Below are 16,592 nucleotides of genomic sequence, written 5' to 3'. Positions count from 1 at the left end.
GGGGTCCTCATCTACTCGTGGTCTGCTGGTACACGGGCTCGCTCGGCCCGTCGCGGTCGGCGCGCGCGGAGGCGTAGATGCGCTCCATGAGCCGTACGGTGGTCCGGGCCTCGGCGATGGCCCGGCCCCGGCCGGCCGGGTCGGCGAGGAGGGCCGGCACACCGTCCAGCTGTCGCCCGTACTCCGCGCCGACGGGTTCGGCGGGGACCGGCAGCCGGCGGGTGGTGCCCTCGCGGGTGAGGGTCAGGACCGACTCGGGCTGCCGGTTGGGGCTGAAGCCGAAGGTGCAGCGCAGTTCGGCGGTGCCGGCGCTGCCCTCGATCCGGATCAGGGAGAGGTCCCGTGCCTCGTGCGAGGCCCAACTGGCCCGCAGGGAGACGGAGATGCCGTCCTCGCGGAGCAGGAAGCCGCGGGCGGTGTCCTCGACGTCGCCGGTCGGCGCGGCGGCGGCCTCCTCGCGGCGCCAGGCCGCGGACCACTCGCCGGCGTTCAGGAAGTCGTCAGAGGTGGCGCCGATGGCCTGCCGGATCGGGGACGGACCGAGCAGTGCGGTCAGGGTGTCCACGAGATGCCAGCCGAGGTCGACCAGGGCGCCGCCGCCGGCCTCGCTGCGGCGGGTGAACCAGCCGCCGGCCTGCGGCACGCCACGGGCCCGTATCCAGGCCAGGTCGACGTGCCGGACCCTTCCCAGTTCGGGCAGGATCCCGGTCAGTTCGCGGACGTCGGCGCGGTGCCGGGCGGCGCTGCCGGCCAGCAGCACGCCGCCGTCGCGCTCGGCGGCGGCGAGGGTGTCGGCCTCGGCGCCGGACAGGCACACCGGCTTCTCCAGGAAGACGTTCACGCCCCGGCCGAGCAGGCGGGCGGCGACGGTGGTGTGCAGATGGTTGGGTACGGCGACGACGGCGAGGTCGACGGACCGGGCGTCGAGCGCGTCCGGTTCCGCGTGGACGGGTGTCCCCGTCACCGCCCCGACCTCCGCCCGGGCGGCGGGGTCGGGGTCGACGGCGGCGACCAGGTCGAAGTCCGGGTGGGACCGCAGCCGGGGCAGCCACAGCTCCCGCCCCGCCCAGCCGAGCCCCACCACGGCGGCCCGCACGCTCATATGGCGGCCACTGCGTCCGCGACGATCTCGGCCGTGATCTCCAGGTCCTGCTCGCCGGCGAGGAGCACCCGGTGGTGCAGCCAGACGCAGTCGCTGCTGATGGCCTCGGTGTTCGGGCAGCGCTCGGCGATCTGCTCGACGGTCTCGTCGGGGGCGCCGACCTCCCAGAAGGCGTCGGTGCGGTAGATCGCGCGGAACGCGGCGAACGCGGGCAGCCCGGCGTCGACCAGCCGGTCGACCAGGGCGTTGCGGTCCTCCTCGGAGATGCCGGGGACGCGGAACATCGCCATGTAGTGCGTGTTCTGGTCGGCGCGGACGTCGCTGCCCTGCGGCACGACGCCGTCGATGGCGCCGAGCAGCCGGGACAGCAGTGCCCAGCGCTTGTCGCGCAGCTCGGTCTGGGCGGGCAGGCGGCGCAGCTGGGCGCGCAGCACGGCGGCGGAGAACTCGTTGAGCCGCATGTTGGTGCCGGCGACCGCGTGCAGGTAGCGGCGGTCGGTGCGCGGCCGGCCGCAGCTGTGGCGCAGGAACGCCGACTCGTACAGGTCGCTCTCGGGGAAGATGACGGCGCCGCCCTCGCCGGCCGTCATCAGTTTGCCGTTCTGGAAGGAGAACGCGGCGACCGAGCCGAGTTCGCCGACCCGCTTGCCCTGCCAGCGGGCGCCCTGGGCGTGGGCCGCGTCCTGGAGGATCGGTACGCCGGTGTCGGCGGAGAGCTTGCCGAGGGCGTCCATGTCGGCCAGGAGACCGGCCATGTGGACGGGCATGATCGCCCGGGTGCGCGGGGTGACGGCGCTCGCCGCGGCGGCGACGTCGATGTTGTAGGTGTCGGGGTCGACGTCCACGGGGACGGCGACCGCGCCGATGCGCTGGGCGGCCTGTGAGGAGGAGATGAAGGTGAAGGCCGGCACGATGACCTCGCTGCCCGGCCCGACGCCCATGACCTGGAGGGCGAGTTCCAGGGCGTGGGTGCCGTTGGTGACGGCCAGGGCGTGCGGGGCACCGTGGAAGTCGGCGAACTCGCGCTCGAAGGAGTCGACTTCCTCCCCGCCCATGCGCCACCACTGGCCCTGTTCCAGGGCCCGGATCAGTCCGGTCCGCTCGTCGTCGTCGTACTGCGGCCACTTCGGGAATTCCGGTGCCGGTCGCGCGTTCATGGTTCTCCAAATCTCCGTCGGGGACGGGCTGGGCGAGGGTGAGCGGGCGAGGCGAAGGGGGCGACAGAGCCGGTCCGGACGGTTCGCGCAGTGCTGGCCGTCCTCAGACTAGGACGCGGCGTGCCGGCCTCCCATCCCTCGGTCTGGTAGTCGGCCGGTGGCGGTCGGACTAGGGCGCGTGCAGTCCGAAGAACGCACGGTAGGAGTCGATCTGGCCGGTGAGCATGTGGCTTCCGTGGTGCACGTGGAGCCCGTGTGCGGCGGCCTCCCGCAGCAGCCGGGTGTCGCGGGGCTTCATGACGATGTCGGCCACGACGGCGCCGGCCGGCAGGGCGTCGGGCGGGAAGGGCAGGGGGTCGTCCGGGTGCAGGCCGAGCGGGGTGGCGTTGACGGCGATGTCACTGTCGGCCAGGGGCGGCCGGGCGGCGGTGTGGACGCGGCCGGGCCAGTGGGCGGCCAGCCGGTCGACGAGCGTGGTCAGCCGCGCGGTGTGGGGGTCGGTGAGGGTCAGGCGGTCCACTCCGGCGTCGAGCAGGGCCGCCGCGATGGCGCTGCCGGCACCGCCCGCGCCGGCCAGGGCGACCCGGGCGCCCTTCGGCCGGTGGCCGGCCCGCACGAGACCGGCCACGAAGCCGGAGCCGTCGAAGTTCTCGGCGAGCCAGCCGCCGTCGGGCTCGCGCCGGAGTGCGTTGGCGCTGCCGGTGATCTCGACGGTGGTGCTGCGCCGGTCGGCGAGCAGGGCGGCGGCCGTCTTGTGCGGGACGGTGACGAACAGCCCGTCGAGGTTGCCGACCCGCTGGAGTCCCCGGACGACCGTCTCCAGGTCGGCGGGGCGGACGTGGACCGGGACCAGCACGGCGTCGATGCCGAGGCGGGCGAAGAGCGGGTTGAGCAGTCCCGGCGACTGGACCTGCCCGACCGGGTCGCCGAGAACGGCGTACAGCCGGGTGGTCCCGCTGACCAGGGTCTGCTGCGGGGTGCCGGTCGCCGGTGCGGTGGGGGTGGACGGTGACTGTGGGGTGCCGGTCGCCGGTGCGGTGGGGGTGCCGGTGGTGTCGTTCATCGTGGCGCCTCCGTGGTGCGTGTCGTCCCGGCCGCGAACATCTCCGCGACGGTGAAGGCGAGTTCCATGGACTGTTCGGCGTTGAGGCGGGGGTCGCAGGCGGTGCGGTAGCGGGCGGGCAGGTCCGCCTCGGACAGCCCGCGGGCGCCGCCGACGCACTCGGTGACGTCCTCGCCGGTGGCCTCCAGGTGCAGGCCGCCCGGGTGGGTGCCGAGGGCGCGGTGCACCTGGAGGAAGCCGGTGATCTCGTCGAGGATGTGCTCGTAGTGCCGTGTCTTGTAACCGGAAGCGGTGGTGCGGGAGTTGCCGTGCATGGGGTCGCACTGCCAGATCACCTGGCGGCCGGAGGCGGTGACCTTCTCCACGATCGGCGGGAGCACCTCCCGTACCCGGTCGTGCCCCATCCGGCTGATCAGGGTGACCCGGCCCGGCACACCGTGCGGGTCGAGGCGGCGTACGTATTCCACGGCCTGTTCCGGGGTGGTGGCGGGGCCGATCTTCACGCCGATGGGGTTGGCGAGCAGTTCGGCGAAGGCGAGGTGCGCGCCGTCGGGGCGCCGGGTGCGCTCCCCGATCCACAGGAAGTGGGCGAGCCCGCTGGACAGCCGGGGTTCGGGGCCGTCGGTGTCGACCCACAGCAGGGCGCTTTCGTAGTCCAGCAGCAGCGCCTCGTGGCTGGTCCAGATCTCGCCGAGACGGGGGGCGGGGGCGCCGATGCCGGTCATGAAGCGCAGTCCGCGGCCGATCTCGGCGGCCCTGGCCCGGTGCCGGCGGCCGCCGGGGGCGGTGCCCACGAAGTGCCGGTTCTCCTCGTGCAGGGCGTGTGCGTCGGCGAGGTCTTCCTGGGCGAGCCGACGGACGACGGCCATCGCCTCCCGGGCGTGGCCATGGGCCCGGGCCATGCGTTCCGGGTCGGGCGTGCGGGCGGCGTGGGTGGCTTCGCCGGAGTTGATGATGTCGCCCCGGTAGACGGGCAGCCCGTCGCTGTCGACGGGGGCGGAGCGGGGCTTGGCGTACTGTCCGGCGGCGCGTGCCACCGTGACCACGGGCAGACCGGCGGCGTGGGTGAGGACCAGCGCCATCCGGCGGAGCAGCCCGAGGTTGGCCCGCAGGTGCGGCTCGGTGCTGTCGGCGAAGGTCTCCGCGCAGTCGCCGGACTGCAGCAGGAGGGCTTCGCCGCGCGCGACGGCGCCGAGCCGGTCGAGCAGCCGCCGGGTCTCGGCGGGGGTGACGAGGGGTTCGCCGGCGGTCAGCCGGTGGACCACGGCCCGGGCCCGGGCGGGGTCCGGCCAGCCGGGCTGTTGTGCGGCGGGCCTGGCCAGGGCCGCTTCGAGCCGGTCGGCGAGTGTACGCTCGACCGCCCGCCGCCGGATCCGCCCCGGGGTGCCGGGCGGCCACCGTGGTGTGTACGTCATGTCACCGCCGCCTCCGTTCCCGCGGCCCCGGACGGGGCGGGGGCGACGAGCCGGTCGAGGGGGGCGCGCTCCATCCGGGCCAGGGCCTCGGCGACGGCCCGCTCGGGCACGTCGGCGACGAGTTCGGCGCCGGCCGGGCCGTCCAGGACGAAGGTGAGGCCGGAGCGGGCCTTCTTGTCCCGGCGCATCAGGTCGATGAGCGTGCCGGGTTCGGCGTCGTCGGGCAGGGCGGTGGGCAGTCCGTAGGAGGCGACCACCTGCCGGTGTTCGCCGACCCGGTCGGGTGGGATCCGGCCCAGGGTGCCGGCGAGCAGGCCCGCGAAGACGGTGCCGACGGCGACGCCCTCGCCGTGCCGGAGGGCGAAGCCGGTCGCCGTCTCCAGGGCGTGGCCCAGGGTGTGGCCGTAGTTGAGCAGATGCCGCAGGCCGGTGTCGCGTTCGTCGGCGGAGACGATGCCCGCCTTGAGTGTCACACTGGCCGCGATCTGTTCCGCGAGCGGCAGTCCGTGCAGGCCGGGGGCGCCGATGAAGTGGCAGCGGGCGATCTCCCCGAGCCCGTTGAGGAGCTCGCGGGGCGGCAGGGTGGTCAGGTAGTCGGTGTCGCACAGGACGGCGGCGGGCTGCCAGTAGGCGCCCACCAGGTTCTTGCCCTCGGGCAGGTTGACGGCGGTCTTGCCGCCGACGCTGGCGTCGACCTGTGCGAGCAGGGTGGTCGGCAGGTGCACGACGGGCACCCCGCGGTGGTAGAGCGCGGCGGCGAGGCCCACGACGTCGGTGGTGGTGCCGCCGCCGACGGAGACGACGGCGTCGGAGCGGGTCAGCCCGAACCGCACGAACGCGGCGCACAGGGCCTCCACCGTGGCGAGGTTCTTGTCCGGCTCACCGTCCCGGGCGGGCAGCAGCAGTGTCTCCACACCGGTTTCGGGCACCCACTCGTCGGGGCGGGCCGAGACCACCGCGACGCGCCGGGCACCGAGCTTGTCGATGATCCCGGGCAGGGCGGAGCGCACTCCGGGGCCGATGAGCACCTCATAGGACCGGTCGCCGAAGCGCACCGGGACTCTTCTTGTCACTTCCGCTTCACCTGGTTCGCTAGCGCGGACTCGGTCGGTCGCCCGGAGCCCGGCCGGCGGCGGCGCACCGCGCGGCCGGGGCTCCGTGGCGGGCTGGGCCGTTTCTTCCGGATCGGGCCGGCTCCGGGCGACCGCGCCTCCTGGCGTCCGGTGCCTCCGGCTGGATCCGGCAGACGGGCCCCTTGCCCCGGGGGGCTACTGGCCGGCGGTCACCCGGCGGATGCGGGACTCGGCGCGTTCCTTGCGGTCCTGCTCGTCCAGGTGCGGGTAGGACGGGCAGCCGAAGACCCGCTGGAACGGGGCGAAGGTGTCCCATTCGGTCCGCCGGCGCATCTCCTGGGCGACCGCGTTGTGCTCGCTCCAGAAGTCGCCGCCGATCAGCCGGATCAGGTAGCGCTCCAGCGCCTCGCGGTCGGTGGTGCGGCCGGCGTCGGCGGCGACCGCGACCAGCTCACCGTCGTAGAAGGCGTGGATGAGCCGGATGTAGGTGTCGTAGCCGGTCTTGAAGAAGTTGGCGTACTCGTCGATGAGCCGGTCGGCGTCCTGCGGGTTATTCAGGGCCGTGCTCAGGGTCTCGGCGGCGCGGACGGCGGTGGCCGAGGCGACGAGGACGCCGCCGGAGAACATCGGGTCGCCGAAGCAGCCGGCGTCGCCGACCATGAGCCAGCCGGGGCCGGTGACGGTGTCGGTGTGGTAGCAGTAGTCGGTCTCGACCTTGAGGTCCATGGTCGGGCGGGTGCCGGTCAGCCGGGTGGTGATGCGCGGCACCCGGGCGAGGTGCTCCTCGAACACCTTCTCCGGGGTGGAGGCGCGGAACGCGTCGCGGGGCATGACGGTGCCGACGCTGATGACGTCCTTGGACAGCGGGATGGCCCACACCCAGCCGTCGGCGTGCGCGCCGACCTGGATGTCGCCCTCGACGCCGAGGTTGTGCTTCTCGTCCAGGCCCTCGTAGTGCCGGAACACCGCGACCATGCGGAGCTTGTCCAGCGTCTTGCGCAGCCCGAACTTGTTGGCGATGCGCCCGCTGCGGCCGCTGGCGTCGACGACGTACTGGGCGCGGACCTCGTGCTCCTCGCCGTCCTTGGTGTAGCGGACGCCGACCATGCGGTCGCCCTCCATCAGGAGTTCGCCGACAGGGGCGCCGAAGTGGATCTGGGCGCCGGCCTTGCCGGCCTCCTCGACGAGCATGCGGTCGAACTTGGCCCGCTCGACCTGGAAGGCGCGGTCGTAGCGGCCCTCGCCCTGCTTGCTGAAGTCGGCGCGGAAGACCCCGGAGAAGAACTTCGTCTCGGTCGGGTCGATGAACTCGCCGCCGAACTTGGGGACGTAGCCCTTGGTCTCCACCGCCTCCCGGATCCCGATCTGGTCGAACAGGCCCATCATGTACGGCAGCAGTGACTCGCCGATGTGGAAGCGAGGGTTCTCCTCGCGCTCCAGGAGCACCACGGAGTGGCCCCGCCGGGCCAGTACATAGGCGCTCACCGCGCCGGCCGGTCCTCCACCGATGATGACGACGTCGGCCGAGTTGTTAGCCATGGAATGTCCTTTCGTACTGTTGGTGGTGCCGATGGATCGGTTGGTCTGCCGCCGGGTCACGTGAGGTCGCCGGGGCCGAGGTCGCCGCTGATGATCGCGGCGACGAGCCTGTCGTGTTCCTCGTCGTCCACGACGGTGCGGACGCGTTCGCGTCCGTCCCGGACGACCAGGTACCGGCGGCCTTTGAGCACGGCCTGGCCGTTGTCGAACGTCCGGCCGCACAGGGTGCCCTGGCCGTCGTCCTGGGACGCGGTGGCGTGGTGGGCGCGGGCCCGGTCCTCCAGTTCCTTCCAGTCGTGCCACTCGCGGGCCTGGAGCCGGAAGGTGTAGACGGTGCCCCACCGGGTGACGCGCCCGCGCCGTTGCAGGGCGATGGTGCCGTCGTCCTTGCGGACGAGCCGGAACTGGCTGCCGTACTGGGTCTGTACCTCGTCGCCGACGCGGAGGGGTTCGAGGTAGGACGGGCCGGGGTAGCCGACGTCGATGAGCCATTCCTCGCCGTCGAGGACGGCGAGGATGAACATGTGCTCGATCTCGGTGCCGAAGTTCTCCCGGCCCTCGGCGGTGCTGGCGGCCAGCAGGGACACCTCGTAGCCCAGTGCGGACAGGAGCCGGAAGAAGAGCCGGTTGAGCTGGAAGCAGGTGCCGCCCAGGCCCTCCATGACGCCGGTGCGGAACACCTCGTCCTCGTCCACGTCCACGAGGTGGACGCCGTCCTCGAAGCCCTGCCCGGCGACGTTGTACGGCAGGGTCATCAGGTGCTGTTTGTGCAGGGTGCGCAGGGTGTCGAGGTCCGGCCTCGGCGTCTCGCCGGTCCAGCCGATGCGGCGGAGGTAGGCATCCACGTCGAACATGGGGTCATCTGCTCCCTTCGGGTCGGTGCGGTGGGTGGACGCCTCAGACGGAGAGGGCCACGGGCCCGGTCGCGTCCTCGCCGTACATGCGCTCGGTGAGATGGGCGACGATCAGCACGGGGGTCGGATGGTCGAAGACGAGGCCCGCGCCGAGCTTGGTGCCGGTCAGCTCGCTGAGCCGGTTGCGCAGTTCCAGGGCGGTGAGCGAGTCGAAGCCGATCTCGAACAGGCCCTGGTCGGCGTCGATCCGGTGGCCGGCGGTGTAGCCGAGGACGACGGCCACCTGGGTGCGGACCAGTTCCAGCAGGGCCTCGGCCCGCTCCCCCGCCGGCAGCCCGGCCAGCTGTTCGGCCAGCCGGCGCCGCTCGTCCCCGGTGACGGCGGCCCGTGCGGACTGGCGGCCGGCGCGGACGAGCCCGCGCAGCAGCGGCGGCACGGTGGCCCCGGAGGCGGCGTCGGCCCGCAGCCCGCGCAGGTCCAGTTTGGCCGGTACCAGCAGGGTCCGGTCGCTGCCCAGGGCCGCGTCGAACAGCCGGATGCCTTCTTCGGGCGTCATGGAGAGCACGCCGCCGCGGCGGCTGAGCCGGCCGCGGGAGAGTTCGTCGGTGCGGGCCGCCATGCCGGTGGTCTGCTCCCACAGGCCCCAGGCCAGCGACTGCGCCGTGAACCCGGCGGCTCGACGGCGCGCCATCAGCCCGTCCATGCCGGCGTTGGCGGCGCCGTAACTGCCGGTGCCCGCGCCGAGGAAGACCGCGGACACCGAGGAGTAGGTGACGAACGCGTCCAGGTCGGGGACGAGTTCCCGGGTCAGCTCGTCCAGGTGCTGGACGGCCGTCACCTTCGGCGCGAACACCCGGGCGAGGCGCTCGGGTTCCACTTCGCCGACGACGCCCGCGTCGTACAGGCCGGCGGCGTGGACGACGGCGGTCAGCCGGGGCCCGTCCAGTCCCGTCAGCAGCTCCCGCACCGATGCCCGGTCGGTCACGTCGCACGCGGGCACCGCCACCGACAGCGCACCCAGCGCCTCCAGCTCGGCCACCAGCTCCCGCGCCCCGTCGGCCCGCGGACCACGCCGGCTGACGAGCACCAGATGCCGCACCCCGTGCCGCACCACCAGATGCCGCGCCAGCAGCCCCGCCAACGACCCCGTGCCACCGGTGATGAGCACGGTGCCCGCGGGATCCAGCGCCGGCTCCGCCGAACCGGCCGGGACGACCCGCGCCAACCGCGGCACGAACAACGCCCCGCCCCGCACGGCCACCTGCGGCTCACCACTGGCCAGCACCGGGCCGAGCAGCGCCCCGATGTCTTCGGTGTCCGTGCCGGTCTCGGCGTCGGCGTCGGCGTCGATGTCGAGCAGGACGATCTGGTCGGGGTTCTCGGCCTGCGCGGCGCGGATCAGCCCCCAGACGGCCGCGCCGCCCGGGTCGGTGACCGTCTCGTCGCCGCCCGCGGGCACCGCGCCCCGGGTGAGCACGACCAGCCGGGTGTCCTCCAGGCCGCCGCCGGCGAGCCAGGTCTGGACGACCTCCAGGGCGCGGTCCGTCACGGCGAGCGGGGTGTCGTCCGGGCCGGTCGTCCTGGCGTCCAGGACCACCGCTGCGGGCAGCTCGGTGCCGTCCGGGGCGTCCTCGGCGAGCGTCGCCACCTCCTCCGCCGTGGACAGCCGCAGCCAGGTCGGCGTGTCCGGGCTCTCGGGCCGGGGCAGCGGGACCCAGTCGACGCCGAAGAGCATGTCGGGGCCGCCCGTGGCGCGCAGCTGATCCGGTGCGACCGGGCGGAACACCAGCGAGTCCGCGCTGAGGACCGGGCTGCCGGTCTCGTCGGCCGCTTCCAGGGACAGCGCGTCCGGCGCGGGCCGGGCGACCCGGATCCGCAGGGACGCGGCACCGGAGGCGTGCAGGGTGAGCCCGTTCCACGCGAAGGGCAGCATCGTGCGGTGCTCGCCGGTGCTCAGGAACGCCTTGGTGTGCAGGGCGGCGTCGAGGAGCGCGGGATGCAGACCGTACTCCGTGGCGGCCTCGTGCTCCTGTTCCGGGAGGGCGATCTCGGCGAAGAGTTCCTCGCCGCGCCGCCACACCGCGCGCAGGCCGCGGAAGACGGGTCCGTAGCGGTAGTCGTGGTCACGCAGTCCGGCGTAGAAGTCCTCCGGGGTCACCTCGACGCGTTCGGCGCCGGGCGGCGGCCAGGTGGTGAGGTCGGGGTGCGTGACGGCACGGGCGCGGGGGGCCGGGGTGAGGACGCCGGTGGCGTGCCGGGTCCAGCCGTCGGCACCGGCCGCGCCGTCGGGCGTGGAGTGGACGGTGACGGTGCGGGTGCCGTTGTCGTCGGGGCCGCCGACGGCGACCTGGACGCGGACCCCGCCCTGCGCGGGCAGGATCAGCGGGGCCTCGATGACGAGTTCGTCGAGGGTGGAGCAGCCGGCCTCGTCGCCCGCGCGGACGGCGAGTTCCACCAGTCCGGTGCCGGGCAGCAGGACGACGTCGCCGACGGCGTGGTCGGCGAGCCAGGGGTGGGTGCGCAGCGACAGCCGGGACGTGCACAGCACGCCGCCGGTGTCGGGCACCTCGACGACCGCTCCGATGAGCGGGTGGCCGGCGCCGGCCAGGCCCAGCGAGGCGGCGTCGCCCCCGGCGGCCGGGGCGGGCAGCCAGTAGTGCTGGTGGTCGAAGGCGTAGGTGGGCAGGTCGGCGGGGCGGACGGCGGGCGGCAGGACCCCGGTCCAGTCCACCGGGACGCCCTTCACGAACAGTTCGGCCATGGCGGTCAGCAGCCGGCGGGGGCCGCCGTCGTCGCGGCGCAGGGTGCCGGTCACCAGCACGTCGGCGCCGTCGGCGGTCTCGCTGATCGCCGGGGCCAGCACCGGGTGGGCGCCGACCTCCACGAACACGGTGTGCCCGGAGGCCATCAGGTCGGCGACGACGGGCCCGAACCGCACCTGCCGGCGCATGTTGCTGTACCAGTAGTCGGCGTCCAGGGTGCCGGCGCCGGTGACGCGCTCGCCGGTGACGGTGGAGTGGAAGGGGATGACGGGGGCCTGGGTGCGGACGTCGGCGAACGCCTTGGCGAGCGGCTCGCGCACCGCCTCCACGTGCGGGGTGTGGGAGGCGAAGTCGGCCGCGATCCGCCGGGCCCGCACGCCCTGGGCCGACAGTGTCTCGACGACCTCGTCGAGCACGTCGGCGTCGCCGGCCACGACGACCGAGGAGGGGCCGTTGACCGCGGACACGTGGACGCGTCCGGCCCAGCGTCCGACGGCGGCGGCCGCCTCGGTCTCGGGCAGGGCCACGGCGACCATGCCGCCGTGCCCGGACATGCGTTCGGCGATCACCTGGGAGCGCAGGGCCACGAGCCGTGCGGCGTCCTGGAGGGGCAGCGCTCCGGCGACGCACGCGGCGGCGATCTCGCCCTGCGAGTGGCCCACCACCGCGTCCGGTACGACACCGACGGACGCCCACACGGCCGCCAGGCCCACCATCACGGCGAACGAGGCCGGCTGGATGACGTCGGCGCGGTGCAGCAGCTCGTCCGGTGCCTCGCCGCGCAGCACGTCCTCCAGTTTCCAGTCCACCCAGGGCTCCAGCGCGCGGGCGCACTCGGCGATCCGCTCGGCGAACACCGGTGAGCCGTCCAGCAGTTCGCGGCCCATGCCGGCCCACTGGCTGCCCTGGCCGGGGAAGACGAACGCGACCTTGCCGGCGCCGGCCGAGACGGCGGGGCTGCCGGTCACCACGGCGGGACTGTGCTCGCCACGGGCCAGCGCGCCCAGGCCGGCCAGGGCCTCCTCCCGGTCGCCGGCCACCACCACGGCCCGCTCCGGCAGCACGGCCCGCCGGGTCAGCGCCGCCGCGACGCCGACGGGCGCGGCGCCGGTGTCCCCGAGGAACGCGGCGAGCCGGGCGGCCTGCCCGGCGAGCGCGCCGGTGCCGCGGGCCGACACGACCAGCGGCAGCACACCGGCGGGTCGCTCCGTCTCCTCGTCCGGGGCCTCCTGCGGGGTTTCGGGGGCCTCCTCCAGGATGACGTGGGCGTTGGTGCCGCTGAGTCCGAACGAGGACACCGCGGCCCGCCGCGGCCGTCCCGGGTCGGCCCACTCCCGGGCCTCGGTCAGCAGTTCCACCGCGCCGGCCGACCAGTCGACCTGGGCGGAGGGCGCGTCGACGTGCAGCGTGGCGGGCATCTCGCGGTGCCGCAGGGCCTGGACGGCCTTGATCACGCCGGCGACCCCTGCGGCGGCCTGGGCGTGCCCGATGTTCGACTTCAACGAGCCCAGCCACAGCGGCCGTTGCGGATCCCGGTCCTTGCCGTACGTCGCCAGCAGCGCCTGCGCCTCGATCGGGTCGCCGAGAACGGTGCCGGTGCCGTGGCCCTCGACCAGGTCCACGTCGGCGGGGGTCAGTCCGGCGGCGGCGAGCGCCTTGCGGATGACGCGCTGCTGCGAGGGCCCGTTGGGCGCGGTGAGGCCGTTGGAGGCGCCGTCCTGGTTGACGGCGCTGCCGCGGATCACGGCGAGGACGGGGTGCCCCTTGCGCCGCGCCTGCGACAGCCGTTCCAGTACGACCACCCCGGCGCCCTCGGCCCAGCCCGTGCCGTCGGCGGCGTCCGCGTACGACTTGCACCGCCCGTCCGAGGCCAGCGCCCGCTGCCGGGAGAATTCCATGAACATCCCGGGCCCGGCCATCACCGTCGAACCGCCGGCCAGGGCCAGGGAGCACTCACCGCCCCGCAGGGCCTGCGCGGCCAGGTGCAGGGCGACGAGCGAGGAGGAGCAGGCGGTGTCCACGGTGACGGCGGGGCCCTCGAAGCCGAAGACGTACGACACCCGGCCGGACGCCACGCTGGCTCCCGCGCCGGTCAGCGCGAAGCCGCCGACCTCCTCCGGCACGTCGCCGCCGGAGTAGTAGTCGACGCCCATGATGCCGCTGAACACGCCGACGTCGGTGCCCTTGAGCGCGGTCGGGTCGATACCGGCCCGCTCCAGCGCCTCCCAGGAGGTCTCCAGCAGCAGCCGCTGCTGGGGGTCCATGGCCACCGCCTCGCGCGGCGAGATCCCGAAGAACAGCGGATCGAACAGCGGTGCCTCGTGCAGGAATCCGCCCTGGCCGACGTACGAGGTGCCGGCGTGCTCGGGGTCGGCGTCGAAGACCGTGTCGAGGTCCCAGCCGCGGTCGGTGGGGAACCCGGTGACGCCGTCGCGGCCCTCACGGACCAGGCGCCACAGGTCCTCGGGGCCGGCGACCCCGCCGGGCAGCCGGCAGGCCATGCCCACGACGGCGATCGGCTCGTCCGGGTCGTGCGCCACGGCGACCTGCGCGGACGCGGCCGGGGTGACGCCTTCGAACTCCTCGTGCAGATGCCGGGCGAGCGCGAGCGGCGTCGGATAGTCGAAGACGGCGGTGGCGGGCAGGCTCAGGCCGGTGGCCTCGCGCAGGCGGTTGCGCAGCTCGACGGAGGTGAGGGAGTCGAATCCGGCGTCCTTGAAGGCGGTCTCGGCCCTGACCCGGTCCGGTCCGGCGTGTCCGAGGACGTTCGCGACATGGGTGCGGACCAGGTCCAGCAGCAGTGCCTCCCGTTCGGCGGGGGCCAGCCCGGCCAGCCGTCCGGCCAGCCCGGCCCGGCCCTCGCGTCCGCTGCCGCGCGCGGCACGCCGGCCGGCGCGGACGAGCCCGCGCAGCAGCGGCGGCACGGTGGCCCCGGCGGTCGCGTCGGAACGCAGCCCACGCAGGTCGAGTTTCACGGGCACGAGCAGGGTCTGCCCGCTGCCCAGCGCCGCGTCGAACAGTTGCAGGCCCTCCTCGGGCCCGATCGGCAGCACACCGCCCCGCCGGTTCATCCGGCTGCGGGACAGGTCGTCCAGGTCGGCGCCCATGCCGGTGGTCTGCTCCCACAGGCCCCAGGCCAGCGACTGCGCCGGGAACCCGGCGGCCCGACGGCGCGCCATCAGCCCGTCCATGCCGGCGTTGGCGGCGCCGTAACTGCCGGTGCCCGCGCCGAGGAAGACCGCGGACACCGAGGAGTAGGTGACGAACGCGTCCAGGTCGGGGACGAGTTCCCGGGTCAGCTCGTCCAGGTGCTGGACGGCCGTCACCTTCGGCGCGAACACCCGGGCGAGGCGTGCCTCGTCCAGCTCGCCGACCACACCGGCGTCGATGACACCGGCGGCGTGGACGACGGCGGTCAGCCGGGGCCCGTCCAGTCCCGTCAGCAGCTCCCGCACCGACTCCCGGTCGGTCACGTCGCACGCGGGCACCGCCACCGACAGCGCACCCAGCGCCTCCAGCTCGGCCACCAGCTCCCGCGCCCCGTCGGCCCGCGGACCACGCCGGCTGACGAGCACCAGATGCCGCACCCCGTGCCGCACCACCAGATGCCGCGCCAGCAGCCCCGCCAACGACCCCGTACCACCGGTGATGAGCACGGTGCCCGCAGGATCCAGCGCCGGCTCCGCCGAACCGGCCGGGACGACCCGCGCCAACCGCGGCACGAACAACGCCCCGCCCCGCACGGCCACCTGCGGCTCACCACTGGCCAGGACACGCCCCAGCTCCGAACCACCGCCGATACCGGTGCCGTTACCGCTGCCCGTCCCGGCGTCGATGCCTGTGTCGGTGTCGGTGTCGGTGTCGACGAGGACGATCCGGTCCGGGTTCTCCGCCTGCGCGGCCCGCACCAACCCCCACACGGCCGCACCACCCGGATCGGTCACCGCCGCGTCACCCCCGGCCGGCACCGCCCCCCGCGTCACCACGACCAGCCGGCCGTCCTCCGCGTCCTCCTCCGCGAGCCACGCCTGCACGGACCCCAGCACCCGACCCACCAACGCCACCGGCGACTCGTCACCCCCGCCGGAACACGCCTCCACCACCGTCACCGACGGCACCACGACCCCACCGGACACACCAGACACACCAGACACAGCGGGCGCAGCAGACGAGGAAGCCAGCTCGCTCCACTCGACCCGGAACAGCGCGTCGGTTCCGGGCGTACCGGCCGCCGCTTCGAGCTGTTCTCCGGAGACGGCCCGGGAGACCAGCGAGTCGAGCGTCAGGACCGGTTCGCCGGTGTCGTCGACAGCCTCCAGCGACAGGGTGTCCGGGTCGGGCCGCAGCAGCCGTACCCGGATCGACGCGGCACCGGAGGCGTGCAGGGTCAGCCCGTTCCAGGCGAACGGCAGCCGTACCACCGCCTCGTCCTCCGCGTCGGAACCGTCGGTCACCTCGGCGGCCGCGTCCAGGATGCTCGTGTGCAGGGCCGCGTCGAGCAGTGCCGGATGGATGCCGAACCCGGCGGCGTTCTCCTGCTGTTCCTGCGGAACGACGACCTCGGCGAAGAGCTCGCCGTCGCGCCGCCAGACCTTCCGCACGCACTGGAACGCGGGGCCGTACGCGTATCCCGCGCGCGTCAGCTTCTCGTAGCCGTCGGAGATGTCGACCTGCTGGGCGCCGGGTGGCGGCCAGGCGGTGAAGTCGAAGGTGCCGGCGGGGGCTGCGACCGTGCTCAGGGTGCCGCTGGCGTGCCGGGTCCAGGCGTCCGGAGAGCTTTGCCCATCGTCGTCCTGGCGGGTGGAGTACACCTCCACGCTCCGGGATCCGTTCTCGTCCGGCCCGCCGACGGCGACCTGGACGCGCACGGCACCCTGCTCGGGCACGACCAGCGGGGCCTCGATGACGAGTTCGTCCAGCACTCCGCAGCCGACCTCGTCACCGGCCCGGACGGCCAGTTCGACCAGGCCGGTACCGGGGACGAGGACCACTCCTCCGATGGCGTGGTCGGCCAGCCAGGGGTGCGTGCGCAGGGACAGCCGGGAGGTGAAGACCAGTCCGTCCGACTGCGGGAGCTGGACCACCGCACCGAGCAGCGGATGGTCCGCCGCGCTCTGGCCCAGCGCGGTGGCGTCCATGAGGGAGCGCGGGGCCGGGAGCCAGTAGTGCTCGTGATCGAAGGCGTACGTCGGCAGGTCCACGTGGGTCTGGGTGGCACCCTCGGGAAGGATCGCCGCCCAGTCCACCTTGGCGCCGCGTACGAAGAGGCGGGCCACGGCGGCCAGCAGGGTCCGCGTCTCATCGCGATCGTCGCGCAGGGCCGGGACGCTCACCGCGTCCGCGTCTGCCGACTCGGCGATGGCGCCGGTCAGTGCGCCGCCGGGGCCGAGTTCGAGGAATTGGGAGCCGCCGGTGGCGTTGATGCCCTCGGAGAAGCGGACCGGGCGGCGGACGTGGTCCACCCAGTACGACGGATCCGTCAACCGACCCGGCTCGACGAGCTGCCCGGTCACGTTCGACACGACCGGGACGGTCGGCTCGCTCCACGTCAGCCCCGACAACACCTCGGCGAACTCCGCCAGCATCGGCTCCATCAACGCCGAGTGGAACGCATGGGAGACCGTGAG

The 16,592-nt window shown here is 74.1% G+C and carries 8 protein-coding genes; all 8 read right to left on the bottom strand.

Annotation, left to right across the window (positions count from 1 at the left end):
* Positions 1 to 7: 7 nt before the first annotated feature.
* On the bottom strand, positions 8 to 1,102 hold the full coding sequence (locus ACZ7KF_RS28255; RefSeq protein WP_471080780.1) for a Gfo/Idh/MocA family protein: 1,095 nt from the start codon (positions 1,100 to 1,102) through the stop codon (positions 8 to 10).
* Positions 1,099 to 2,259 carry a 3-amino-5-hydroxybenzoate synthase gene (gene rifK, locus ACZ7KF_RS28250; RefSeq protein ID WP_225828436.1) on the bottom strand — a complete coding sequence of 387 codons (1,161 nt, stop codon included), beginning with the start codon at positions 2,257 to 2,259 and terminating at the stop codon, positions 1,099 to 1,101. Before rifK ends, ACZ7KF_RS28255 begins: the two co-directional genes overlap by 4 nt.
* A gap of 169 nt (positions 2,260 to 2,428) precedes the next feature.
* The gene (locus ACZ7KF_RS28245) at positions 2,429 to 3,322 is read right to left on the bottom strand and encodes a shikimate dehydrogenase family protein (RefSeq protein WP_471080778.1); all 894 of its coding nucleotides are present in this window, start codon (positions 3,320 to 3,322) and stop codon (positions 2,429 to 2,431) included.
* Positions 3,319 to 4,737, bottom strand: coding sequence for a 3-deoxy-7-phosphoheptulonate synthase (locus ACZ7KF_RS28240; RefSeq protein WP_471080775.1), 1,419 nt, complete (start codon positions 4,735 to 4,737; stop codon positions 3,319 to 3,321). Before ACZ7KF_RS28240 ends, ACZ7KF_RS28245 begins: the two co-directional genes overlap by 4 nt.
* Positions 4,734 to 5,810 (bottom strand): 3-dehydroquinate synthase family protein, encoded by a 1,077-nt coding sequence (locus tag ACZ7KF_RS28235; RefSeq protein ID WP_471080772.1) that lies wholly within the window; start codon positions 5,808 to 5,810, stop codon positions 4,734 to 4,736. The genes ACZ7KF_RS28240 and ACZ7KF_RS28235 overlap by 4 nt, the downstream gene beginning before the upstream one ends.
* 195 nt (positions 5,811 to 6,005) lie before the next feature.
* The gene (locus ACZ7KF_RS28230; RefSeq protein ID WP_471080769.1) at positions 6,006 to 7,349 is read right to left on the bottom strand and encodes an NAD(P)/FAD-dependent oxidoreductase; all 1,344 of its coding nucleotides are present in this window, start codon (positions 7,347 to 7,349) and stop codon (positions 6,006 to 6,008) included.
* A gap of 56 nt (positions 7,350 to 7,405) precedes the next feature.
* On the bottom strand, positions 7,406 to 8,203 hold the full coding sequence (locus ACZ7KF_RS28225) for an arylamine N-acetyltransferase family protein (protein WP_471080766.1): 798 nt from the start codon (positions 8,201 to 8,203) through the stop codon (positions 7,406 to 7,408).
* Between the two features lie 43 nt (positions 8,204 to 8,246).
* A complete protein-coding gene (locus ACZ7KF_RS28220; RefSeq protein WP_471080763.1) occupies positions 8,247 to 16,559 on the bottom strand; it encodes an SDR family NAD(P)-dependent oxidoreductase in 8,313 nt (2,770 codons plus the stop codon).
* Positions 16,560 to 16,592: the final 33 nt, after the last annotated feature.

It is taken from the genome of Streptomyces sp. NPDC038200 (genome assembly GCF_055600785.1).
Note: the sequence above shows the minus strand (reverse complement) of the source record. Positions and strands in the feature narration are given on the sequence as shown.

Bases quoted from the DNA above. Each gene is read 5' to 3' on its own strand.
- ACZ7KF_RS28240 (WP_471080775.1), bottom strand. From the start codon at position 4,737: ATGACGTACACACCACGGTGGCCGCCCGGCACCCCGGGGCGGATCCGG.
- ACZ7KF_RS28225 (WP_471080766.1), bottom strand. From the start codon at position 8,203: ATGTTCGACGTGGATGCCTACCTCCGCCGCATCGGCTGGACCGGCGAG.
- ACZ7KF_RS28220 (WP_471080763.1), bottom strand. From the start codon at position 16,559: ATGGAGCCGATGCTGGCGGAGTTCGCCGAGGTGTTGTCGGGGCTGACG.
- ACZ7KF_RS28245 (WP_471080778.1), bottom strand. From the start codon at position 3,322: ATGAACGACACCACCGGCACCCCCACCGCACCGGCGACCGGCACCCCA.
- rifK (WP_225828436.1), bottom strand. From the start codon at position 2,259: ATGAACGCGCGACCGGCACCGGAATTCCCGAAGTGGCCGCAGTACGAC.
- ACZ7KF_RS28230 (WP_471080769.1), bottom strand. From the start codon at position 7,349: ATGGCTAACAACTCGGCCGACGTCGTCATCATCGGTGGAGGACCGGCC.
- ACZ7KF_RS28255 (WP_471080780.1), bottom strand. From the start codon at position 1,102: ATGAGCGTGCGGGCCGCCGTGGTGGGGCTCGGCTGGGCGGGGCGGGAG.